Source organism: Candidatus Binataceae bacterium (assembly GCA_035308025.1).
Classification (GTDB): domain Bacteria; phylum Desulfobacterota; class Binatia; order Binatales; family Binataceae; genus JAJPHI01.
This window is the reverse complement of record DATGHL010000049.1, coordinates 24,696-46,793: the sequence shown is the minus strand read 5'-3', so window position 1 is coordinate 46,793 and position 22,098 is coordinate 24,696. Positions and strand designations below refer to the sequence as shown.

Below are 22,098 nucleotides of genomic sequence, written 5' to 3'. Positions count from 1 at the left end.
CGCGACCATCCTGCTCGTGTCGCCGCGCTCCACGCGCAAACCCGTGCGCAACTGGATTTCATCGATTTAAGCTCTGTGGCGATTCCCTGGCGCCGACTCCGCTTCACCCCCTCCGCGTGCTAGCCTGCTCAACGATGGCCGGGCAACTGGAATTCGCGCTGCGCGAGACGCCCCGACGGGTCGCGCTCAACGTCACGCAACTCGTCCGCGCGGTGCGCGAGACCCTCGAAGTAAACCTCGGCGAATATTGGGTCGTCGGTGAGGTCTCGAACGCCCGCCTCGCACCCTCGAACCATCTCTATTTCACGCTCAAGGACTCGCGCAGCGCCATCAGCGTCGTGATGTTCAGTACGGCCGCGCGCCGCCTCCGCTTCAGCCTCGAGAACGGGATGCAAGTCCTCGTGCGAGGACGGGTCAATCTGTATGAGGCGCGCGGGACGCTTCAGCTTTACGCCGAGGAGCTCGAACCGCGCGGACTCGGCGCGCTCCAGGCCGCCTTCGAGCAGCTCAAGCAGCGGCTCAGCGGCGAAGGGCTGTTCGATCCCGAGCGCAAGCGTCCGTTGCCGCTCTTGCCGCGCAGCATCGGCATCGTCACGGCGCTCGGCGGGGCGGCGCTATACGACATGCTCCGCGTGCTTTTTGATCGTTTTCCGAATCTGCATGTCATCGTGCGCCCAGCGCTGATCCAGGGTCCCAAAGCTGCCGCGGAAATCGCCGCGGCGCTCGACGATCTCAGCCGCGACGCGCGCGCCGAAGTCATTATCGTCGGCCGCGGCGGCGGTTCCCTCGAAGATCTCTGGCCCTTCAATGAGGAAGTCGTCGCGCGCGCGATTCGTCGCTCCGCGGTTCCGGTGATCTCTGCGGTCGGCCACGAAATCGATTACACGATTGCCGACTTTGCCGCCGACCTGCGCGCGCCAACCCCGACCGCCGCCGCGCAATTGGTCGTGCCGGTGAAAGACGACCTGCGCCGCCGCCTCGACGAACTGGGCGCGGCGATGGCGGGCTCGATGCGACTGGCGCTCGCGGCTCATCGCCGCCATTTCGGCCAACTCGAAGCGCGCCTGCGCGATCCTCAAGGCCTCATCCGCCAGATTCGGCAGCGTGTCGACGAGGCCGCGGCGGATCTCAGCCGCGCGATCGCGATTCGGCTCGCCGCCAGCCGCAGTCGCTTGCACGAGATGCGCGCGCGGCTCCGCAGTCCCGCCGCCCTCGCCCGCGAGCAGCGGCTCCGCCTGGCGATGGATTCGGCGCGGCTCACGGCTGTGATGCGGGTGCGTCTGGAGGTCGCCCGCGCGCGGCTCGCCGCGGAGGCGCGTCGGCTCGACGCGATCTCGCCACTGCGCGTGCTCGAACGCGGCTACGCCGTGGTCACCGATCCGCGCGACGGCCGCGTCGTCACCGACGCCGGCCCGGTTGCGCTCGGCGACGAGCTCATTCTCCGCCTCGCGCGCGGCCGCCTCCGCGCCGCAGTCATACAACGAGATCCTTGAGGAGCATTGTGCATGGCTGTCAACTCCGAGCGAAAATTCGAAGACGAACTGGCCGACCTCGAGGCCGTCGTCACGCGCATCGATTCCGGCGAGCTCTCGCTTGAGGATTCGATCAGCGCCTTCGAGCGCGGCGTCGCACTCGTGCGCTCGCTCAATCAGAAGCTCGATCAGGTGGACCGGCGCGTGGAAATCCTCACCCGCGGCCCGCACGGCGAGCTGAATAGCGCGCCGTTTGAACGTGACGACTCAGCCGCGGACCTCGCCAATGGCCAGTCTCCAGCCACGACCCGGAACGGACCAAAGGATGACGACGATATTCCCTTTTGATCCCGAGCTGTTGCGCGCAACGATTTAGCCCTATGCGCTCACGGCTCGATCTGGAGATGACGCGGCGCGGACTCGCCGAGAGCCGCGAAGCCGCCCAGCGCCTGATCATGGCCGGCCGCGTCCGCGTCAATTCCCGGCCCTCGGCCAAACCTGATCTCAAGGTGGACGATTCCGTCCCGATCGAGCTGGTCCGCGGCGCACGCGAATATGCGAGCCGCGGCGCGTACAAGCTGCTCGCCGCGCTCGAGCGCTTCGCGACCCCCGTGGTCGGACGCTGCGCGCTCGACGTCGGCGCCTCGACCGGCGGCTTCACCGACGTTCTGTTGCGCCGCGGCGCGGCTCACGTCATCGCGCTCGATGTCGGCTACGGCCAACTCGCCGAGCATCTGCGCACCGACCCGCGCGTCACCGTGATGGACCGCACCAACATCCGCGGCGTCCGCCCGGCTGATCTGCCTTGGCCGCCCGAGCTCATAGTGATCGATACGAGCTTCATCTCGCTGCGGCTCGTATTGCCCGCGGTCGTTGGGCTGCTCGCGCATCCGGGCGAGATTCTGGCCCTGGTGAAGCCGCAATTCGAGGTTGGCCGCGGGAAGGTCGGCAAAGGCGGGCTCGTGCGCGACCCCGCCCTGCGCGAAGCCGCCTTGCGCGACATCGTCAACGCCGCCGCGGCTCTCGGTCTCGAATTCGGCGGTTCAATCGATTCGCCGATAACCGGCGCTACCGGCAATCGCGAAATTCTGACGTACTTCGCCGCTCCTTGAGTCAAGCGCAGGTGCGCGCGCGGTCGCGAATTTCGCGTTTGCATCGCCCGGCGATTCTATTACGCTTAAATCCATTGGACTCAATCGCAATCAACAGCGGCCGGGCGCTCTTGCCGGGCCGTCTGCTGGCGACTGCGGCCGCGACGATGCTCGCGCTGCTGGTCTGTCGCCTTCCCGCCAATGCCCTGTCCGAGGAATCAATCGAGCCGTCGCCGACGACCCATACCACCTCACACGCGACGACTGCCCGCGATGAATCCGTCGAGGCGGCGCCACTACCGCCGCGCGCGACCTTTCCTTATGCGATTCGAGAGGGCGACACACTCGGCGCGATCGCAAATCAGTTCGGCCTCGCCGTCACGGACCTGACCCGCATCAATCACGTCACCGAGGAGACCGATCTTGAAGTCGGACGCGTGCTCCGCATCCCCAACCCGGCGGTCGCCCACGAACGTGAACTGACCGCCGAGATCGCACGGCTCCAGCGCGCACTGCAGGATGCGACATACGGCGCGCAGGCCGCAGATCAGCGGCTGGCCGCCGCCCGCACACGCACCAACGAGCTGGAAACCTTCGTCGGCCAAACCGGCCATGCGTTGCGTCTTTTGACCTGGTGGCGCGCCGCCGCCTACATTTCCGGTGCTCTGGGACTTCTCGCCGTCGGCGCGATGCTGCTGGCGTTGATCGAATGGTGGCTGCTGCGCAGCCGTTTTCGCGCCGTCGCTGAGGCGAACGAATCGATGCGCCGCCTCGACTATCGCTACCGCACCGCGTTGGCCAAAGTCGAGCTCCGCCTCCAGGAACTCTATGGTCGCCGCCGCCGCGGTCTTCACGACGGCCAGGAGCGGCCCAAGCTCGCCGAAGAAGCTGAAATCGAACGTCTCAATCGCGAGCTCAGGATGGTGCTCGAACGCCAACTCGAGCAGCTCGGCCCGCCCGGCGCGATCGCGCGCCGCGCCCGCTGGCGTCTGCGTATCGCCGGCATCGGCTCACCGGTCGAGGCGCGCTCGCTCCGTCGTTAGCAGCGCCCAGCTTCCCACTCAAGTTGTGCGCGCATCAAGGGTGGGATGCGAGTACACGCAAGACCTTCTTCGAGCACCGAATCATTTGTGCCATCATTGATTGGGACGGCGCGCGCCGCACTCTACTCAGGCCCGCAAGTAAGAATCCGCGAGGAAGTTGAAATCGATGAGCGAAAAAATTGAAAAAACCGACGAGGAATGGCGCCAGTTGCTGACCCCTGAGCAGTTCCAGGTCGCGCGCAAAAAAGGCACCGAGCCCGCCTTCACGGGCAAGTACTACGACCTGCATGATCAGGGCATGTTTCTCTGCGTATGCTGCGGCAATGAACTGTTCTCCTCCGAGACCAAATACGACTCCGGCTGCGGCTGGCCGAGCTTTTACGCGCCGCTCGATCAGTCGAAGGTCGAGAATACCGAGGACCGTTCGTACGGGATGCGGCGGACCGAGGTCACCTGCTCGCGCTGCGGCGCCCATCTGGGCCACGTCTTCGAGGACGGTCCGCGGCCGACCGGCTTGCGCTACTGCATGAACTCCGCGTCGCTGAACTTCGTCAAGGGCGACGGCGAAAAATAAGGCCGCCCCGCCCTCGGATGACCGCCACGTTTCCAGCTCCGGCCGCACTCGGCCTCGACGATCGGCCGTCGGCTGCGTCCGTGGCCATCGAGCTGAGCGAGATCAGTTTCAACTACGGCGAGCGCCGCGCGCTCGAGGCTATCAGTTGCGTGATCGCCGAGCGTGAAATCTTCGGCCTGCTCGGACCCAACGGTGGCGGCAAGACCACACTGTTCAAGCTGCTCTCGACCCTCGTGCCCATACAGGCCGGCGACGCTCGCATTCTGGGCTGCGATCTGCGCACTGCTACGGCCGCGCTCCGCCGCCGCCTCGGCGTGGTCTTTCAGCATCCGAGTGTGGACGGCAAGCTGACCGTCGCCGAAAACCTGGCGCATCACGGTCGCCTCTACGGCATGAGCGGCGCGCATCTGCGCGCACGGTCGGCCGCGATGCTCGAGCGGGTCGACCTGACCGCGCGCGCCGGCGAACTGGTCGAAACCCTATCGGGCGGCCTGCGCCGGCGTGTCGAATTGGCCAAGGCGCTGCTCCATCAGCCCGAGCTGTTGATTCTCGACGAACCCAGCACCGGACTCGATCCGATCGCGCGGCGCGAGTTCCTCAACTATCTCACGACGCTCCGCGATCAGGACGGCATCACGATCGTCTTGACCACCCATCATATGGAAGAGGCCGACCGCTGCGATCGGATCGGCCTGCTCGATGAGGGGCGGATGGTCGCGCTTGCGCCGCCGGGTGAGCTCAAGTCGCGAGTCGGCGGCGACGTCGTCGTGATCCGCGCAATCGACCCCGAGACGCTGCGCGCCAAGGTCGAAGCGCGGATGCACGTCAAGGCGGCGTTGGTCGACGGCACGCTCCGCATCGAGCGCGCACGCGGCCACGAGCTGGTGCGCGACGTGGTCGAGGCGTTTGGTCCCGAAATCGAATCGGTGTACTTCGGCAAGCCCACACTCGAGGACGTTTTCGTCCACCTGACCGGCCGCAGGTTTACCTGGAATTCCGCGGAGGCCGGCAGTTGAGCAATGCACTTCTCGGCGCCGGCACACTGTGGCTGCGCGAAATCACGCGCTTCTGCCGCCAGCGCAGCCGCGTTATCGGCTCGTTCCTGCAACCGCTGGTCTTTTGGCTCCTGCTCGGCGCCGGGCTCACCGGATCGTTCCATCCGGCTGGGATGCCCGCCGACATGAACTATTTCGAATACCTCTATCCGGGCTTCATCGTGCTGGTGCTGCTGTTCACCGCGATCTTCGCGACCATCTCGACCGTCGAGGATCGCCACGAGGGCTTCTTGCAAGGCGTCCTGGTCGCGCCGGTCTCGCGCGCGACCGTCGTGATGGGCCAGGTGCTCGGCGCGACCACGCTGGCCTGGGTTCCGAGCTGCATCTTCCTTGTTCTCGCGCCGCTCGCCGGTATTCGCCTGTCCGTCGGCGCCGTCCTGATGTCAGCGGCGATCATGGCGCTCATCGCTTTTGCTCTGACCAGTATTGGGCTGCTGATCGCGTGGCGGATTGAATCGACCCAGGGCTTCCACGCGATCATGAACCTGATTCTGATTCCGATCTGGCTCTTGTCGGGAGCATTCTGGCCGGTGAGCGGCGCGCCGGTCGCGCTAGAATGGGCGATGCGGCTGAATCCACTGACCTACGGCGTCGCGGCGCTGCGCGAAGCGTTGTACACGAGTCAGCCGGGTACCGTTGCGGAAATGCCGAACTTCGGCTTGTCGTGCGCCGTCGCGATCGTCTTCGCGGTCGCCACCTATCTGATGGCCGCGCGCGTCGCTCAGCACGCGATCGTGCATTAATCTCTTTCACCGTCCGGACATCGCGCCCGCTCCGTTGTCGCGGCTCTTGCTTGATCGGACAGACAAAATTGTTTCGCGTGAAACATTTTTGTCGGCTTCCGGAGGGTCCGCCCTCCGTCCGACCGAGCAAAAGCCGCGACAACGGAGCGGCGTGCCGTCGTGGCGGTGAAACAGAATGTTTCACGTGAAACGATCTAACAAGTTTCTTCAAACGGGCGGCGCAAAGTGAAAGGTTTCACCCTTGTATGGTTCTGCAAGCGAGCGGAGCGCGGAGCGTGCGGCCGGTGAAAAACGCGACAACGAGCGCGTACTGTCAGAACGGTCAAAAAGATTCGGAACGGATGCCGTAGGCGTAGCCAACCAGCAGCATCATCAACATCAGTTCAGGATCCACCGAGGGGCCTAGCGGGCTGTAATGCTTCGCCAGAACCCTTCTCGCCTGCAAAGTTAAGTACCGCATCGAGCTGGCGCAGAAGGTGATCGGAAGGAACGTGGTTCTCAAGACGGAATTGATAAAACAACTTCTCCGATGCATTCTGCCTTCCCATCATTACCCCTTCCTCCGCCGCTCCGCCGGTCAAACGGAATCATAGCCAAACCTCCATTACAACTACTCCTTCAAAAACTACCGATCCATTTTGAGCGGTGGTGATTGCTTTCTAAACGGCTGCGATCGCGAGAACGCATATCGTCCTCGCCGTTGTCACAGTTACGGCAAATTTCAGTGGTCGCGTTCACAGGTTCCGTCCGCGTCCGGTCAGCGTCGACGTCCCCAGCCGCTAATGGCTAGGCAGGGAAGAAGGCAATACAGGTGAAAGGGTTGTCACCAAGGCTGTACGGCGGAGCGGTTTCGGCGCTTGAGTGTAAAGCGGGGCTGCGGACGACCGTCGTCCAGCCGGACTCAAGCGTTCTTCTGCTCTTTTAAGGCGTTTACAAAGTCGTCCATTGTCAATGTACCGATAACATTTAGCTCATCATCAAGCACTTCGAATAAGACGCCATCTTTTCCGCGAACACTATAGAATACAACGCCGCCGTCATCTCCGGCTCCTTCCCGATGCGGCTCGCCCGGAGGAGTGGAAGTATAACTCCCTACGGGGCGCACCTCCTTGAGTGCGCCATTCGGCTCGTACAAACGATGCTCGCCCTGAACTACTAGCGTGTTAGTCAGCGCCAAGTGACGATGCAGAAAGATCTGCTTGTTTGCTGGAAATTTGAGAATAAAGTCGACGATTTTGCCCGGCACATCTACGTTGAACATAGCAAATACGAAGTTCTCGAAGTCACCTAGTTTATACCAGCGAATGTTTCGGTCATCGAACGCGTATGAGGTTGCTTCAACCGGGACTGCGGCGGCCATCAGATCGTTCCTCCTCAATTGGTGGATCTACGCTTAAAGCTCGTAGCAGATGGTGGGCGGTAGTGCGAGCTGTTCAAGATTGCTTTCAAACAAGACTTCTTCAACATCATCATTACTTTTTGAACCACTCGGCGGCGCGCGCGAGCGTCGGATAGCCCGAACCGATCTGAATCAGGACGCCGTGGCTGCCGCGTGGCGAAATGAACGCCTCGTATGAACTTGGCGAAAACTCCCGTTCATCGACCAGCTTGATGCCCCGTCCTTTCAGTTCAGCGATTTTCGCCTTCGCGTCGGGGACGTCGAGGGTCAGATGATGCACCCCCTCGCCGCGTCGCGCGAGAAAGGCGTGCAGATAGGAATCGTCGCCCAGCGGTTCGAGCAATTCGAGCACGAAGCCATTGAAATCGAACTCGGCGATCTTGTAGCCGGCCGTAGGGTTCTCGTGCTCATAGAGCAGGGTCGCGCCTAACACGCCCTCGAAGAATTTGCGCGCCTCGGCGACGCTCTTGACCGCGATTCCCAGGTGATCGATTTTGCCGATTGGCTGATTTGCCATCTGAAGCCCGTCCCGGATTTCCTTAGCGTTGCGCACGGGAGATAGTACACGAATGCCGGTCAATGGACCGTGGAAAATGCCGCCGCTGATCAAGGTCTACGAGGCGCTTGGGGCGATCGGCGATGGCCGCGTCATGATCGTCGATGAACGGGAAGCGACGGTCGCCTCCTCCGACGGCCGCAAGCACTACGAGGTCGTGAGCGAGGGCCGCACGATCTCAGCGAACGACAACGCTTCGTATTGGCAGGGCTATCTGGGCTATCCGGCGATCGCGGTGCTGCTCGCGCGGGGGGTTCTCACGTGCAATCACGAAACCACGATGGCGCTGCGCGGGATTCCATGGAAGGAGCTCAATCGCCGCTCGCACAACGATTATGTGCGCGCGCTCGCCGAGGTTGCGACGACGCTCGAAACGCGCGGCGCCGATCCGGAGCTTGTGCGCGGCGAGTGTATGGCGCTTCTGGAAGCCTTGCGCACGCTGGCGCCGCTGATGGGGCCGCGCCGCCGCCCGGCTCCCTCGCACTAGCGCACGGCCAACTACGGCGCTGGATAGACCGGTGATTGTTATTCGAGCTTGCGCGCGCGCCAGACGCCACGCTCGAAGACCGCGCCGCCCGAGGAGGCGGTATAGCCGCCATTGACGCGGTCGCCGGAAGTGCGTCCGTTGAAGATATAGCTGGTGCCTTCGGGAAGAATCACGCGCATCGTGAGCAGCGCTCCATTGATCGTGGCCGACGCCACTTTGCCGGTCTCCTGCTGATGAAAGCAGTTTTGATTGCCATAAGCGCACTTGTAATAGCCCTTGAGCTTCCCGTCCACCCCCTGGATTACGCTGATCGTCACCTTCTGCTGCGCATTGCATCGATCGGGCAGCAAACTGGCGGCGCAGCTAGCGAGCGTGGTGCCCTTATAGATGCCGACGATTTTCTCCCCCGGATTTGTGGCGACGGCGTCGCCTGCCGGAGACGGCGGCGCCTCCTGAGCGCGGCTTAGGCCTTGCCCCAACGCCAACACGGCAACCAGTGTCATGGAAAGGATCAAAAGAATTCCGGCCCGCGTATTCAGTTGGATCATGGATGCCCTCATATCCTCCGCGTGGATACTCAACAGTAAGGAATGACGATTCTGGTCGTCAACGACGAATCTTCGCCGTCGAGAGGTGGCCGAGGGTAACGGCGTCAAAGACTTTTGCTCGGGGTGCTTGGACGCGAAGCTGCTCGGCGGCGTGCGATGCATCCGCGGCAGTCGGGAAGATACCGAAGACCGCGCCGCCGCTGCCGCTCATCGCCGCGCCGAGCGCACCCAACTGTTCGAGCAACGACTTGAGCCGCGCGATCTCCGGCCACGCGGTCATCGCCGGCGCCGCGAGATCATTGATCAGAACGTCGGAACTGAGCCGTCCGGCGATCGCGGCTTCGATAATGTGATTTGGGGCCGGGCCGCTCCAGCCTTCGCGCGCCAGGAGCTGGAAGACCGCCGCGGTGGATACGGCAACGGGCGGGACGGCGATCAGCAGTACGAGTGGAGTGAAGCCGGCCAGCGGCTCGATCCGTTCACCGATACCGCGCACGCGCGCGGGCGCCGGATCGAGAAAAAAGGGCACGTCCGCGCCGAGCCGGAGCGCGATCGCAGCGAGGCGCGCGGGATCTTCGATCCGCGTTAGGCGCGCCATCATGCGTAGCACCGCGCCGGCGTCGCTCGAGCCGCCACCCAGCCCGGCGCCGACCGGAATCTCCTTGTGCAAGTCGATCATGACCTCGGCGGTTAGGCCGAACTTGGTCATGAAGGCGCGGGCGGCGCGGACAGCGAGGTTATCGTCGTCGGGACCGAGGTTCGTGTGCTCGCAGCGGAGCGAGATCGCGCACTGCGGCGCCGGCCGGATCGCGAGGCTGACGCGATCGTAGAGCGAGATCGGCGCGAAGAGTGAATCGAGCTCGTGATAACCGTCGGCGCGCCGTCCGGTCACGCGCAGAAATAGATTAATTTTCGCTGGCGCGAGTTCGCTCAGCAGCTTGACCATCGTGAGGGGCTCGAGGCGGCGTCAGGGGAATGGCGGGCCGGCGCCAATCACGCGAATCGTCGGAGCGCCGGCGGCGCGCTGGGCGTCGCGCCGGATTAGACGCACGAAGCCCAGGAAGGTCACGATCAGTCCGACGATCACCAGGCCGTAGCCGGTCACATAAGTCGCGTGGTAGAAATCCATCCGCGCGGTCGCATAGGAAACGCGGCGCTGCTCTTCGGTGAAGGGCTGGAGGACGGCGTCGACGGCGCCGGCGAGTTCGTCGAAGCTGCGATAGGAATCGTTGGCGGCAGGGTCGGGTTGTGTCGCGACGATACTGTCGTACTGGCGGGTGCGATGGCGTCCGACCAGCCAGTTGGCGACGCCAATCAGCACCAGCCCAAGGCCCAGCGCCACCATCCAATCGCGCGAAACGTCGGCGACCTTCATGCTCAGTTAAAGATATGATTCGTTTGGCGCAGAGACAATGCGCGCCCCCGCCTCAGCGCGTTTCGCTCGACTGTTGGCGTTACAGAGTGTGCTTTATCGCAGTGGGCCTTACTAATACGATGGAACTATAAATCACGCAGCCACCGTCTCAAGATTAATGCCCGAGAACAAACTCGACACTCTCATCGACCGTTTCCTTCAGCGCGACCGCGTTGCGCTGGCCCGCCTGGTCACGCTGGTGGAGAACCGCGCGGCTGAGGTCAGCGCGGTCATGGAGCGCATCTACAATCGCACCGGCCACGCCTACGTGATCGGACTGACCGGGGCGCCGGGCGCGGGTAAATCGACGCTGGTGAATCGGCTGATCGCGAAGTATCGCGCGCAGGACAAGCTCGTCGCCGTGCTCGCGATCGATCCTTCGAGCCCCTTCTCTGGGGGCGCGGTGCTGGGCGATCGCGTGCGCATGACGGATCACTATAAGGACGCGGGCGTGTATATCCGCAGCCTCTCGTCGCGCGGCCATCATGGGGGCTTAAGCCGCGCGGCGCGCGAGGTCGTCAAGCTGCTGGACGCCTTTGGCCACGACGTCGTGATAATCGAGACGGTCGGCGTGGGGCAGACCGAGCTGAGCGTGATGGATTTGGCCGAGACCACGGTGGTCGTCACCGTGCCCGAAGGCGGCGACGGGGTGCAGGTGATGAAGGCCGGGCTCAACGAGATTGCCGACCTCTACGTGGTCAACAAGGCCGATCGCGACGGCGCTGATCGGATCAAGGCGGAGCTCGAACTAAGCGTGCATCTGCGCCGCGAGGGCGGCTGGCGGCCGCCGGTGCTGTTGACTCAGGCCGCGGCGGACGTCGGCGTGGACGCGGTGGTCGCGGCGATTGAACGCCATCGCGCCTACCAGCGCGAGCATCGCGACCCGGCGCGCGAACGCGAGCGGCGCGCGCACGAGTTTATCGAGGTGCTGACCTCGCAAATCGAGGAGCGCACGACGCGCGCGCTCAAGGCCGGCGCCGACGGCCTGCAAAGTGTACTCGCGGAGGTGCGCGCCGGCGCGCTCAATCCCTACAGTGCGACGCGGCGGATTATTCTGAATCGCGCCGTGGTCGCGGATCTACTTGCCGATCCGCGCGAGCCCGAGACGGAGCGGTAGAGCAGCACCGATGGCAACGCGCAAACACGCTGCGAGCGAGCAGCGTTCGAGCGATCACCGGCTGTTCGCGATCGGGGACGTTCACGGCTGCGCGGACGAGTTGGCAGTGATGCTCAAGGCCCTGGAACTCAGGGCGGGCGACACCATCGTCTTCGTCGGCGACTATATTGACCGCGGGCCGGATGCGCGCGGCGTCGTCGAGCTGGTGCTCGAACTGCAAAAAGGCGCGGCGACCGCGGTATTCCTCAAGGGCAATCACGAAGACATGCTGCTGAGCTATCTCGGTCTCCCCGGTCATTATGGTGAATCGTTCCTGTTCAATGGCGGGATGCAGACGATCGCGAGCTATGGTCTCAAGCGCGCCGACCCGGCGGAGGCCTGTGCGGCGCTCCCCGCGCCCCATCTCGAATTTTTCCGCAGCCTGACGAACAACTATCAGCGGCCGCCCTACCTCTTCGTCCATGCCGGCGTGCGCCCCGGCCTCCCGCTTGAAGATCAGGAGGCCGAGGACCTGCTCTGGATTCGCCACGAGTTCATCTTCAGCCCGCATCAGCTTGACGCGACCGTGGTCTTTGGCCATACGCCGATGCGCACCGTGATGACGGACTTACCGTATAAGATTGGGGTTGACACTGGGTTGGTTTATGGCGGCAGCCTGAGTTGCGTCGAGTTTAGCGAAGGGGTCCTCTATCAAGTCGGACGCGGCAGCCGCGCGGTCAAGAAAAGCGCAATCAAAGTCATCTGAACAAGGTCAGCTGAATAACTCTTTCGCCCGATGCGAGCGCCCGCTATTGTGATGCGTTCCGGTGGCGGCGTAGCTCAGTTGGTTAGAGCATGCGGCTCATATCCGCAGTGTCGCAGGTTCGACTCCTGCCGCCGCCACCACTCCGCACCGTTCCTCCTGAAAGCCCATAAGCGCGCGCGTCGAGCCGCAGATTTGCCGCAGCGCGGAGTCGAGCCTGATGGTACGATTGCAATAATGCGTGGCGGATGGTGGGGGTGATGGCGGCAGTTTCGGCAGACTCGAGGGCACGACTCGCACGGATTCCCGAGGCGGTGCGGCACGTCCATCTAATCGGGGTGGGCGGCTCGGCGATGGCGGCGCTGGCCGGGATGCTGGCTCATCGCGGTTTTCACGTCACCGGCTCCGACACGCAAGTCTATGAACCGACCGCATCGATTCTGAAACGGCTCCGGATCCAAGTGCAGGCGGGTTACGACCCGGCCCATCTGGCGGCACCCGATCTGGCAGTGGTCGGCAACGTCGTGATGCGGAGCAATCCGGAGGCCGCCGCGCTGCTCGCCAGCGCGATTCCTTATGTCTCGATGCCCGAGGCGCTCTGGCATTTCTTCCTGCGCGAGCGGCGCGTCCTGATGGTCGCCGGGACGCATGGCAAGACCACCTCGACCGCGATGATGGCGCGCGTGCTCGAATCCGCCGGGCGCGATCCGTCGATGCTGGTGGGGGGCGTGGCGCGCGACTTCGCCGCGAACTATCGGCTCGGCGGCGGCACGGATTTCGTGATCGAAGGCGACGAGTACGACACCGCCTTCTTCGACAAAGGACCCAAGTTTCTGCATTACCGCGCGCGCGGCGCGATCGTGACCGGGGTCGAATTCGATCACGCCGACATTTATCGCGATCTCGACCATGTGCAAGCGTCGTTTCGCGCGCTCGCGGCCCAACTCGACGCCGGCCGGGTGCTCGTGGTGTGCGCGGATTTTCCGCACGCGTTGACGGCCACGGCGGCGACCGCGGCGCGACGGCTGACCTTCGGGTTGAGTGCCGGGGAATTCCGCGCCGTCGACATTGCGATCAATCCCGATGGCGCGCACTTCGCGATCGCCCGCGACGGCGTAATCCTGGCGCGCGGGTTGCATCTGCCGGTGGGCGGCCGGATGAACGTCGCGAACGCGCTCGGCGTCTGGGTGCTGCTCAAGGAGTTCGGGCTGACCGACGACGAATTGTCTGAGGGGCTCGCGAGCTTCAGCGGGGTCGCGCGCCGCCAGGAGATAGTCGGCGAGGCCGGGGAGGTGATCATAATCGACGACTTCGCGCATCATCCGACGGCGATCCGCGTCACGCTCGAAGCGATGGCCGAGCGCTACGCCGGGCGGCGCCTGATCGCGGCCTTCGAGCCGCGTTCAAACAGCGCGCGCCGCGCCGTTTTCCAGGAGGGTTTTGCGACCGCTTTCGATCGCGCCGCGCGGGTTTATCTGGCGCCGGTCTATTTCAAGGAGAATGATCCACTGCCGGTGGAAGATCGCCTCGATGTGCCAGCGCTCGCTCGCGCGATCAGCGGACGCGGCCCAACCGCCGCGGCTTGCGATTCGGTGGATCAGATCGTCGAGCGGATCGCGGCTGAGGCGCGGGCGGGCGACGTCGTGCTGTGCATGTCCAACGGCCCCTTCGAGAATCTGCCCGCGCGGCTATACGTGGAACTTGGACGACGCGGCTAGCTCGACGCGAGGAGCTGCAAGAGCTCGTCGAGATCGGTTTCGCGGAGCGAGGGTCGCAGCAGATGCGCGCCGCTTAGTTCGCCCGCCGGCGCCGTCTGGCTGACGCCGAGCACCTTCATTCCGGCTCGCCGCGCCGCGGCGATGCCGGCGGCGGTGTCTTCAATCGCCAGGCATTCGGCGGCCACGATCGAGGGGCGCGGGCGCAACAAAAAGCCCAGACGGCCGAGCGCAGCCAGAAAGCCGTCCGGCTCGGGTTTGCCGTGGGCGACATCTTCAGCGGCGATGACATCGAGAAAAAGCTCGCGAATTTGTCCGCGGGTCAGGATTAGTTCGGCTTCAGCCTTGAGCGTGCCGGTGGCGATTATCAAGGGAAACCGTTCGGCGCATCGCCGGACGAAGTCTGCCGCGCCCGGGTAGAGCACGTCGCAGCCGGCGATGCTCGATTGGTAAAGCGCCGCCTTTACCGCCATCAGGTTTGCGACCAGCGAAGCGTCTGTGATCCGACCGCGATCGGCGAGCAGCGTCGTGAAGAGGTCCTGATCGGTGAAGCCAATCAGGCGGTCGAAGTACTCGTCGCGATCAAGCTCGATCCCATACGGCGCAAGGCTCTCGCGGAAAGCCTCGAAGTGCAGCGACTCGGTATCGGCTAGCGTACCGTCAAGATCGAAGATGATGGCGCGAATCATCGAGGCGGCGACGCGGACTAATTCTGATTCACCCCGATCACCGAGAGCTCGCCGGTCGGCAGCACGACGCTGTCGTGCGTCATGATATTCGCGGTTGACGGGGCAGCGCTGACCAGTTGGGCGGGCGCGAGCGATTGGAGATCCCAGATCCGCGACGGTGCGAGCGGCGCCAGCTCGCTCACGTTACCTAATGGAACATCGGCCACGCTAACTGTGATTGCCCGGGCAATGATTGCGCCGTGCTCCTCGCGCAGCCGGTAGGTTCCGGGCGGCAGATCGGCGGCGAAGGAGCCGTCAGCCGCGGTCGGAGTCATATAGATGTCGCGCGTGGCGCGGTTTTCAAAATGGAGATATCGATTAGCCAGGGGCGCCGCGGTTTCATAGCCGGTAAACGTACCGTTGACGTGCGCCGCGCGCGCCGGCAGCGCCGCAACGAGAAGCGTCAGAACCGTCGCGATCGCCGCGAGGGCGCGCCGAGAAGAAATCCGGGTTTTCGAAATCATCTTCCTCGAAATCATGTGCGGCCTGTTGTATCCTGAAGTCATCTCGAAGGCAAAAAGGCGGCGCAAACAGGATGGCATCGGTAACGCTCTATCACAACCCAGGTTGAGGCCACTCGCGCGACGCCCTCGGATTACTCGAAGGGCGCGGTGTCGAGTTCGACACTGTTGAGTATCTCAAAACGCCACCGACTCGCGCCACGCTCGAGCAGATTATTGCGATCCTCGAGGGGCCGGTTGGTGAGCTGGTGCGTAAGGACAAGCGCTTTGCGGAGCTGAAGCTTGAGAGCGGAGCTTACACGACCAAGGAGGCGGTCGTCGAATTGCTGCTGAGTCATCCCGAGCTGATGCAGCGGCCGATTGTGATTCATGCGGGCCGTGCGGTGATTGCGCGTCCAGCGGAAAAGCTCGCAGCGTTATTTTAGCAGGCTCGAGGAATCTGGCGGGCGCTCGAACGCGGAACTCGTTTGCTCGCTTCGGCTAGCAATCGAGGCCAGGGCGTCCGCTCAGGCGCTTTTGGCGACCTTGCCGCCGCGAATACATCGGGTGCAAACGAGGATCCGGCTGACTCCGCCGGCGAGCGCCGCGCGCACTTCCTGCAGGTTGGGATTCCAGCGCCGCTTGGTTTTGTTGTTGGCGTGGCTGACATTATTGCCGACCGAAGGCCGTTTGCCGCAAATTGCACAGTGTCTCATCAGTAGCGTTCTCCAAAGTCGCGGCCTCGCGCGGCCTGCCCGAACGGATAAAATAGCGGTACGGGCGACCGGATTAAAGGCCCGCGATGGGAGACGCGGCGCTACAGCTTGAGTCGGAGCGTCGAAAACCTCAGATTGTTGGCAGAGCCGACGGTCATGACGGAACGGACTATCCATATTCTGCCGGAGCAGGTTGCCAGCCAGATCGCTGCGGGTGAGGTGGTCGAACGGCCGGCATCCGCCCTGAAAGAGCTGGTCGAGAATTCGATAGACGCGGGCGCACGCAGTATCGACATTATTATAGAGCGCGGCGGCGGCGGACTGATCGCGGTGAGCGACGACGGCTGCGGTATGGGGCGCGAGGACACCATCCTGGCGCTGCGGCGGCACGCGACTTCGAAAATTCGCGACGCGTCGGATCTCGGCGCGATTCGCACGCTGGGTTTTCGCGGCGAGGCGCTGGCCGCGATCGCCAGCGTCTCGAAACTGCGGATGCAGACGCGGCGCGCCGACGCTGCCGAGGGCGTCGAAATTATCGCGGAAGGCGGCGAGATCACGGCGACGCGCGCCTGCGCGATGGCGTGCGGCACGCAAATCGAAGTGCGCGATCTTTTCTTCAACACTCCCGCGCGCCTGAAATTCCTCAAGACTCAGACGACCGAACAAACGGCGGCGGTGGAAGCGATTCAGCGCCTGGCGCTCTCCAGTCCGCGCCTCGCCTTTGCGCTCAGCGCAGAAGGGCGGACGATAATTCAGGCGGCGCGCACGGCATCCACTCTGGAGCGGGTCCGGCAGCTCTTTGGCGCGCACATAGCGAATCGCATGCTGCCCTTCGAAGCGAGCGGCGCCGGGATGCGCGCCAGCGGGCTCGCGGCCTCGAGCCAGGAATCCTATCCGACCGCGCGGCTGTTGCTGACTTTCGTCAACGCGCGCACGGTGCGCGATCGCGCGCTGATCCGCGCCGTCACGCAGGCCTATCAGACCGTGATCCCGCGCGGACGCTATCCGGCAGTCGTGCTGTTTCTCGAATTGTCCCCGGAAGAGGTGGACGTTAATGTCCATCCGATGAAGACCGAGGTCCGTTTTCGGCGGAGCGGTGCGGTCTTCGAGCTGGTTCATCATGCGCTGCGCGCGCGCGTCGCCGATCAGGTTCAGGCGGCGCCCGCCGCGGTGGTGATCGCCGCGGGGACGACGGCGCCGGCTCAGGCGGCCTCGCCGCCGCCGGTCGCAGACCGGGGCGCAGCGACCGTTAGGGAAGCGCCGGAGCGACCGCTCCGGCTCGTCCCTAACGGCGTCCCGGTGCGCATGTCGCAGTCGGCGCTGGGGTTGGGCTTCGGTCGCTCTGCGCCCGAAGCCCAACCCCAGCCGGCGCAACCCCAGTATGTGTCCGACAATGCAGGTCCGCGTAGCGCGGCGGCGCCGCGCTACGCGGACCTGCGCGTCCTCGGGCAGATCTTCACCGGCTTCATCGCACTCGAAGGCGACGACGGCCTCATCCTGATCGATCAGCACGCAGCGCACGAGCGGGTGACTTTCGAAAAGCTGCGCGCCGAGCTACGTGGCGGCGCGATCCGCGTCCAAGCGATGCTGACCCCGGCGACCATCGAGCTGAATCCGGCGCGCGTCGCGCAAGTGACGGCGGCGATGCCGGAGCTGCGCGCGATGGGATTCGAGCTCGAACTCTTTGGCCCGGCCGCAATTTTGATTAAGGGGGCGCCTGCGGTCTTTGGCGCCGAGGGCGGAGCGCAACTGCTCAGCGATATGATCGATGCGATGGGCGAGCAGGGTTTTCGCGGCGGCCGCGAGACCCTCGAGGAGCATCTCAAGACGCTGGCGTGCCATGGCTCCGTCCGCAGCGGGCGGGTGCTCCGAGCGCCGGAGATAACCGAGTTGCTGGCCGAGCTCGATCGTACGGAATTCAAAACCAACTGCCCGCACGGACGGCCGGTGCATATCGAGTTTCGCCGCGGGACGATCGAGCGGATGTTTCGGCGATGAGAGGAGAATTAGCGGCGCGCAACCTTCATGGGCGTGAAAGTTCCGCGTTATCGAAAACGCGCGTCGGCTTTATCGTTGGACCGACCGGCGTGGGCAAGACCGCGGTCGCGATCGCGATTGCGGAGCGGCTCGGCGCCGAGATCGTCAATGCGGATTCGCGGCAAGTTTATCGCGGAATGGATCTGGGCACCGCGAAGCCGTCGATAGAAGAGCGACAACGCGTGCCGCATCATCTGATCGATATCCGGACCCCGGATCGCCCGCTCGATGTCGCTGAATTTGCGCGGCTGGCGCGGGAGCAGATCGACGAAATCGCGGCGCGCAACCATGCGGTCCTGGTAGTGGGCGGCAGTGGACTCTATTTGCGCGCGCTGCGCGACGGCATTTTCGCCGGTCCGCCCGCGTCGCTCGCCGTGCGCGCAAAACTCATGGAATTCGCCGCGCAACACGGCACATCGGCATTGCATCGGCGGCTTGTGGGGATTGACGAGTTGGCGGCGGCGACGATTAGTCCCAACGATCTCAAGCGGAGTGTGCGAGCGCTCGAGGTCTTCGAGCTGACCGGAACGCCGCTCAGCGCGCATCATGCCCGCCATCGTTTCACTGATCGTCCATATGTAACGCTGACGGTGGGCCTGACGCTGCCGCGTGATCAGCTTTACGCACTTATTGATCAGCGCTTCGATCGGATGATCGAAGCAGGCTTTGTCGACGAAGTGCGCGCTCTGCTGGACCGCGAAAGCGGCGCGCTCGCGCTGGCTGACACGATTGGCTATCGTGAAATCGCGGAGTTCATCGCGGGCGGGATCGACCTCGCGAGCGCGATCGTGCGGGCCAAGCGCGAGAGCCGGCGGTTAGCCAAGAGGCAATTGACCTGGTTTCGCGCGGACGCAGAAGTTAGATGGTTGGACGCTCGCGCCGCCCTGCCCGTAGCGCTTGAACTATTCACTGATTTCTTTCAAGCGGGCCGAATGAAGACTGAGGCCTGACAACAAGATGCTCCGACTTGATGAATCCTCGCGTGCCACGAAGCCGCGGCAGACGGGGAAAGCGCTGCGCGCGAGAGCGGACGCGCCGGCCGCGGGCCTTTCTGCGATAGAACGGGTGCGGCTCGCGCGCGACCCCAATCGGCCGCAAACGCAGGACTATATCGACGCACTGATAACTGAGTTCGTCGAGGTGCACGGCGACCGCCGCTACGCCGACGACGGCGCGATTATCGCCGGGATGGGCTGGTTCCACGGGCGCGCAGTCGTCGTCGCGGGCCATCAGCGCGGCCGCTCTACCAGTGAGCGGCTGAGACGCAATTTCGGCAAGCCGCATCCGGAGGGTTATCGCAAGGCCGGACGCCTGTTCGATTTGGCGAGTCGCTTTCGTCTGCCGATCATCACCTTTATTGATACGCAGGGGGCCGAGCCCGGCGTCGGCGCCGAAGAGCGCGGACAGGCGGAAGCGATCGCCGCAAACCTGGAGCTGATGGCGCGACTGGAAACCCCAATCCTGTCGTGCGTGATTGGCGAAGGCGGCTCAGGCGGCGCACTCGCTTTGGGGGTTGCGAACGTCATCCTGATGCTCGAGAACGCCTGCTACTCGGTAATCACGCCCGAAGGCTGCGCCGCGATTCTGTGGCGCGAGGCGGGACCGGAGAAGGCGGCAGAGGCGGCGACCGCGCTTAAGCTTTCGGCGCAGGACCTTTTGCGTCTCGGGGTGATCGACGAGATCATTGACGAGCCGGCGGGCGGGGCTCATCGCGAGCCGACGGTCGCGATTGCCGCAATCGGCGCCGCGCTGACGCGCCATCTCGATCGATTGGGTGCCGTGGAGCCGCGCAAGCTGCGGCAGGCGCGCGAGCGCAAGTTCGCGGCGATGGGCCGGGCGTTTCTGCTCTGAGCGGGCGCCCGTCGTCATCCCCGACGCCGCGGAGAATTCCTTACTCGGCGCGTTGAAAAGCCCACCGGATTCGGTTAGCACTTCGACGGCCATGGCACGCGTGACAACGAAAAAGCGCAGCGCACCGCGAAAAGGTCTTGACGACCTCCGCCAGCGGATCGACGAGATCAATCTGACGCTGGTCGATTTGCTCTCGGAGCGCGCGCAGCTCGCCCAGGAGATCGGCCGCGTGAAGCACGCCGAGGGCACGCCGATCCATCAACCGGCGCGCGAACGCCAGGTCTTCGAGCGGGTCTTCGCGCACAATCCGGGACCGCTCACCGAGGCCCACCTGCAACGCATCTTCACGGAGATCATCTCGGCCTGCACGGCGCTGGAACAGCGCATCCGGATCGCGTTCCTTGGTCCGGAACATACCTACAGTCACGAGGCGGCGCGTGGTCGCTTCGGTGGCAGTGGCGAGTTTTTGCCCGAACCCTCAATCAGCGCGGTCTTTCAGGCGCTCGACGCCGAGCGCGCCGATTACGGAGTGGTTCCGGTCGAGAACTCGACCGAGGGTTCCGTCGGGCTCACGCTCGACCTGTTGATTGATACGCCGGCAACGATCGTCGGCGAGATTCTGCTGCCAATTCGCCACGCCCTGATGTCGCGGGACGGCTATGCCGCCAAAATCCGGCGAATTCTTTCTCATCAGCAATCGTTGGGGCAGTGCCGCAACTTTCTGGCCGTCAACTACCCGCGATGCGAGCTTGAAGCGGTGGCGTCCAATGCGCTGGCGGCGCAGCACGCAGCGGAAGATGAAACCGCAGCGGCGATTTGCTCGGCGGCTGCGGCGGAGGCTTATGGTTTGCGGATCATCGCGGAGAACGTTCAAGACTTGGCGCACAATGTGACGCGCTTCCTGGTGCTCGGACGGCATCCGACTGCGCACTCGGGCAAGGACAAGACGAGCCTGCTGTTCGCGCTGCCCGAGCGGGCCGGAGTGCTCCATCGCGCCTTGAGCTTGTTCGCGCGCGACAAGATCAATCTTACGATGATCCAATCGCGGCCGCAGCGTGAACGGCCCTGGGCCTATCTGTTCTTCGTCGACCTCGAAGGGCATCGCGAGGATCCGCGCGTGAAACGCGCGCTGGCGACGCTGCAGCGTCAGGCGCTTTTTTTGAAAGTGTTGGGATCGTATCCTGAGGGCCGGCTGAGCGGCGCAAAGACGCAGACGCGCCGCCCACGGGAACGCAAGCAATGAACCCCGCAGAGCTGGTTTACTCAACCGTCGCGACCCTGAATCCCTACGAGCCCGGCAAACCGATCGAAGAGCTGCAGCGCGAACTGGGGATCGGCGAACCGGTCAAGCTGGCGTCGAACGAAAATCCGCTGGGACCGTCGCCCAAGGCGTTGGCCGCGATTCGCGCGTCGATGAGCGAGCTCAACCGCTACCCGGACGGCGCGAGCTGGGCTCTGCGGGAGAAAGTCGCGGCGCGCCATCAGGTCGCGCCGAACCAGGTTTTCATGGCGTCGGGCTCGGTCGAGGTGCTCAATCTGCTGGCGTTTCTGTTTCTTCGGCCGGGTCTGAACGCGGTCTTTTCGCAGCACGGCTTTGCGATTTATCCGCTGGCGGTAGCGGCGGCAGGCGGTGCGGCGAAAGTCGTGCCGATGAGGTCCGGGTATCAGTTCGATCTCGACGGTATCGCCGCGGCGTTTGACGCCAATACGCGGCTGGTCTTCCTCGACAACCCGAATAATCCGACCGGGAGCATCTTCGGCCGCGCGGCATGGGAAGCATTTTTGGCGCGTGTGCCCGAACACGTGGTGATCGTGGCGGACGAGGCCTATTTCGAGTTCGTCCGCGCTCGCGACTACCCGGATTCCCTCGCCTATCATGACGGCGAACGAATGATCGTCACGCTCCGCACCTTCTCGAAGATTCTGGGCTTGGCCGGCCTGCGGGTCGGCTATGCAGTGACGAGCCCGGCGATGGTCCGGCTGCTCAATAACGTGCGTCAACCTTTCAACGTAACGTCGCTGGCGCAGGTGGCGGCGCTCGCGGCGCTCGACGACGCCGACCATGTGCGCGATACCCTGCGGGTCAACGTGGCCGGGATGGCGTATCTCGAGCGTGAGCTCCAACGCCTCGGGATCGCGTATGCGCCGAGCCACGCGAATTTTATTCTCGCGGAGGTGGGTGACGGCCGCGCGGTTTTCGATCGGCTGTTGCAATTCGGGATTATCGTGCGGCCGGTTGGCGGCTATGGCCTGCCGCGCCACGTGCGGATCAGCATCGGGCTCGAAGACGAAAACCGGCGGCTCGTTGCCGGGTTGGAAAAGGTCTTGAGCAAGGCTTAGCCTCCCGGTTTCAGCTCCCCGCAGTTGATA

Annotated in this window: 25 protein-coding genes, 1 tRNA gene and 1 pseudogene; 18 read left to right on the top strand and 9 right to left on the bottom strand. The window is 64.1% G+C overall.

Features of this window, described 5'->3' with window-relative positions; translation table 11 throughout:
• Positions 1–134 precede the first annotated feature (134 nt).
• From xseA to VKS22_15405, 7 genes are all read left to right on the top strand, one after another.
• Positions 135–1,493: an exodeoxyribonuclease VII large subunit gene (gene xseA / locus VKS22_15435; GenBank protein ID HLW72004.1), complete on the top strand. Its 1,359-nt coding sequence runs from the start codon at positions 135–137 to the stop codon at positions 1,491–1,493.
• A gap of 12 nt (positions 1,494–1,505) precedes the next feature.
• On the top strand, positions 1,506–1,820 hold the full coding sequence (locus tag VKS22_15430) for an exodeoxyribonuclease VII small subunit (protein HLW72003.1): 315 nt from the start codon (positions 1,506–1,508) through the stop codon (positions 1,818–1,820).
• A gap of 32 nt (positions 1,821–1,852) precedes the next feature.
• Positions 1,853–2,584 (top strand): TlyA family RNA methyltransferase, encoded by a 732-nt coding sequence (locus VKS22_15425; protein ID HLW72002.1) that lies wholly within the window; start codon positions 1,853–1,855, stop codon positions 2,582–2,584.
• 74 nt (positions 2,585–2,658) lie between these two features.
• Positions 2,659–3,606, top strand: coding sequence for a LysM peptidoglycan-binding domain-containing protein (locus VKS22_15420; GenBank protein ID HLW72001.1), 948 nt, complete (start codon positions 2,659–2,661; stop codon positions 3,604–3,606).
• A gap of 166 nt (positions 3,607–3,772) precedes the next feature.
• Complete coding sequence (gene msrB / locus VKS22_15415; GenBank protein ID HLW72000.1) at positions 3,773–4,180, top strand: peptide-methionine (R)-S-oxide reductase MsrB; 408 nt, start codon at positions 3,773–3,775, stop codon at positions 4,178–4,180.
• A 17-nt stretch (positions 4,181–4,197) separates the two neighbouring features.
• Positions 4,198–5,196 (top strand): ATP-binding cassette domain-containing protein, encoded by a 999-nt coding sequence (locus VKS22_15410; GenBank protein HLW71999.1) that lies wholly within the window; start codon positions 4,198–4,200, stop codon positions 5,194–5,196.
• Complete coding sequence (locus VKS22_15405; protein ID HLW71998.1) at positions 5,193–5,978, top strand: ABC transporter permease; 786 nt, start codon at positions 5,193–5,195, stop codon at positions 5,976–5,978. The genes VKS22_15410 and VKS22_15405 overlap by 4 nt, the downstream gene beginning before the upstream one ends.
• Positions 5,979–6,309: 331 nt before the next feature.
• Here VKS22_15405 and VKS22_15400 read toward each other — a convergent pair.
• From VKS22_15400 to VKS22_15390, 3 genes and pseudogenes are all read right to left on the bottom strand, one after another.
• Positions 6,310–6,529, bottom strand: a pseudogene (locus VKS22_15400) (IS5/IS1182 family transposase).
• 350 nt (positions 6,530–6,879) lie between these two features.
• Positions 6,880–7,338, bottom strand: a complete 459-nt coding sequence (locus VKS22_15395; GenBank protein ID HLW71997.1) for a hypothetical protein — start codon at positions 7,336–7,338, stop codon at positions 6,880–6,882.
• Positions 7,339–7,450: 112 nt separating this feature from the next.
• Positions 7,451–7,894: a VOC family protein gene (locus tag VKS22_15390; GenBank protein HLW71996.1), complete on the bottom strand. Its 444-nt coding sequence runs from the start codon at positions 7,892–7,894 to the stop codon at positions 7,451–7,453.
• A gap of 52 nt (positions 7,895–7,946) precedes the next feature.
• On the opposite strand from VKS22_15390, the gene VKS22_15385 reads away from it, so the two are divergent.
• The gene (locus tag VKS22_15385; protein ID HLW71995.1) at positions 7,947–8,420 is read left to right on the top strand and encodes a hypothetical protein; all 474 of its coding nucleotides are present in this window, start codon (positions 7,947–7,949) and stop codon (positions 8,418–8,420) included.
• A 38-nt stretch (positions 8,421–8,458) separates the two neighbouring features.
• Here VKS22_15385 and VKS22_15380 read toward each other — a convergent pair whose 3' ends face one another.
• The 3 genes from VKS22_15380 to VKS22_15370 are packed head-to-tail and all read right to left on the bottom strand — an operon-like array spanning position 8,459 to position 10,343.
• Positions 8,459–8,968, bottom strand: coding sequence for a hypothetical protein (locus tag VKS22_15380; protein HLW71994.1), 510 nt, complete (start codon positions 8,966–8,968; stop codon positions 8,459–8,461).
• Between the two features lie 58 nt (positions 8,969–9,026).
• On the bottom strand, positions 9,027–9,914 hold the full coding sequence (locus VKS22_15375; protein HLW71993.1) for a 4-(cytidine 5'-diphospho)-2-C-methyl-D-erythritol kinase: 888 nt from the start codon (positions 9,912–9,914) through the stop codon (positions 9,027–9,029).
• 21 nt (positions 9,915–9,935) lie between these two features.
• A complete protein-coding gene (locus tag VKS22_15370) occupies positions 9,936–10,343 on the bottom strand; it encodes a hypothetical protein (protein HLW71992.1) in 408 nt (135 codons plus the stop codon).
• Between the two features lie 157 nt (positions 10,344–10,500).
• On the opposite strand from VKS22_15370, the gene meaB reads away from it, so the two are divergent.
• The 4 genes from meaB (at position 10,501) to VKS22_15350 (ending at position 13,959) form a co-directional block, all read left to right on the top strand.
• The gene (gene meaB / locus VKS22_15365; GenBank protein ID HLW71991.1) at positions 10,501–11,499 is read left to right on the top strand and encodes a methylmalonyl Co-A mutase-associated GTPase MeaB; all 999 of its coding nucleotides are present in this window, start codon (positions 10,501–10,503) and stop codon (positions 11,497–11,499) included.
• A 10-nt stretch (positions 11,500–11,509) separates the two neighbouring features.
• The gene (locus VKS22_15360) at positions 11,510–12,244 is read left to right on the top strand and encodes a metallophosphoesterase family protein (protein ID HLW71990.1); all 735 of its coding nucleotides are present in this window, start codon (positions 11,510–11,512) and stop codon (positions 12,242–12,244) included.
• A 63-nt stretch (positions 12,245–12,307) separates the two neighbouring features.
• Positions 12,308–12,384: transfer RNA gene (locus tag VKS22_15355), tRNA-Met, on the top strand.
• 117 nt (positions 12,385–12,501) lie between these two features.
• Complete coding sequence (locus VKS22_15350; GenBank protein ID HLW71989.1) at positions 12,502–13,959, top strand: Mur ligase family protein; 1,458 nt, start codon at positions 12,502–12,504, stop codon at positions 13,957–13,959.
• Here VKS22_15350 and VKS22_15345 read toward each other — a convergent pair.
• Together VKS22_15345 and VKS22_15340 are read right to left on the bottom strand one after the other, a co-directional pair.
• Entirely contained in the window at positions 13,956–14,645 is a 690-nt protein-coding gene (locus VKS22_15345) for an HAD family phosphatase (GenBank protein HLW71988.1), read from the bottom strand. The genes VKS22_15350 and VKS22_15345 overlap by 4 nt on opposite strands.
• Before the next feature lie 17 nt (positions 14,646–14,662).
• Positions 14,663–15,148, bottom strand: coding sequence for a hypothetical protein (locus VKS22_15340; GenBank protein HLW71987.1), 486 nt, complete (start codon positions 15,146–15,148; stop codon positions 14,663–14,665).
• A 209-nt stretch (positions 15,149–15,357) separates the two neighbouring features.
• Here VKS22_15340 and VKS22_15335 point away from each other — a divergent pair, with 209 nt between their 5' ends.
• Positions 15,358–15,570, top strand: coding sequence for an ArsC/Spx/MgsR family protein (locus VKS22_15335; GenBank protein HLW71986.1), 213 nt, complete (start codon positions 15,358–15,360; stop codon positions 15,568–15,570).
• An 81-nt stretch (positions 15,571–15,651) separates the two neighbouring features.
• Here VKS22_15335 and rpmB read toward each other — a convergent pair whose 3' ends face one another.
• Entirely contained in the window at positions 15,652–15,843 is a 192-nt protein-coding gene (gene rpmB, locus VKS22_15330) for a 50S ribosomal protein L28 (protein ID HLW71985.1), read from the bottom strand.
• A 153-nt stretch (positions 15,844–15,996) separates the two neighbouring features.
• On the opposite strand from rpmB, the gene mutL reads away from it, so the two are divergent.
• The 5 genes from mutL (at position 15,997) to hisC (ending at position 22,068) form a co-directional block, all read left to right on the top strand.
• Complete coding sequence (gene mutL, locus VKS22_15325; GenBank protein HLW71984.1) at positions 15,997–17,838, top strand: DNA mismatch repair endonuclease MutL; 1,842 nt, start codon at positions 15,997–15,999, stop codon at positions 17,836–17,838.
• Complete coding sequence (gene miaA / locus VKS22_15320; GenBank protein HLW71983.1) at positions 17,835–18,827, top strand: tRNA (adenosine(37)-N6)-dimethylallyltransferase MiaA; 993 nt, start codon at positions 17,835–17,837, stop codon at positions 18,825–18,827. Before mutL ends, miaA begins: the two co-directional genes overlap by 4 nt.
• 7 nt (positions 18,828–18,834) lie before the next feature.
• Positions 18,835–19,728, top strand: a complete 894-nt coding sequence (locus VKS22_15315) for an acetyl-CoA carboxylase carboxyltransferase subunit alpha (protein HLW71982.1) — start codon at positions 18,835–18,837, stop codon at positions 19,726–19,728.
• A gap of 100 nt (positions 19,729–19,828) precedes the next feature.
• A complete protein-coding gene (pheA, locus tag VKS22_15310) occupies positions 19,829–20,971 on the top strand; it encodes a prephenate dehydratase (protein ID HLW71981.1) in 1,143 nt (380 codons plus the stop codon).
• Entirely contained in the window at positions 20,968–22,068 is a 1,101-nt protein-coding gene (gene hisC, locus VKS22_15305) for a histidinol-phosphate transaminase (GenBank protein HLW71980.1), read from the top strand. Before pheA ends, hisC begins: the two co-directional genes overlap by 4 nt.
• Positions 22,069–22,098 lie beyond the last annotated feature (30 nt).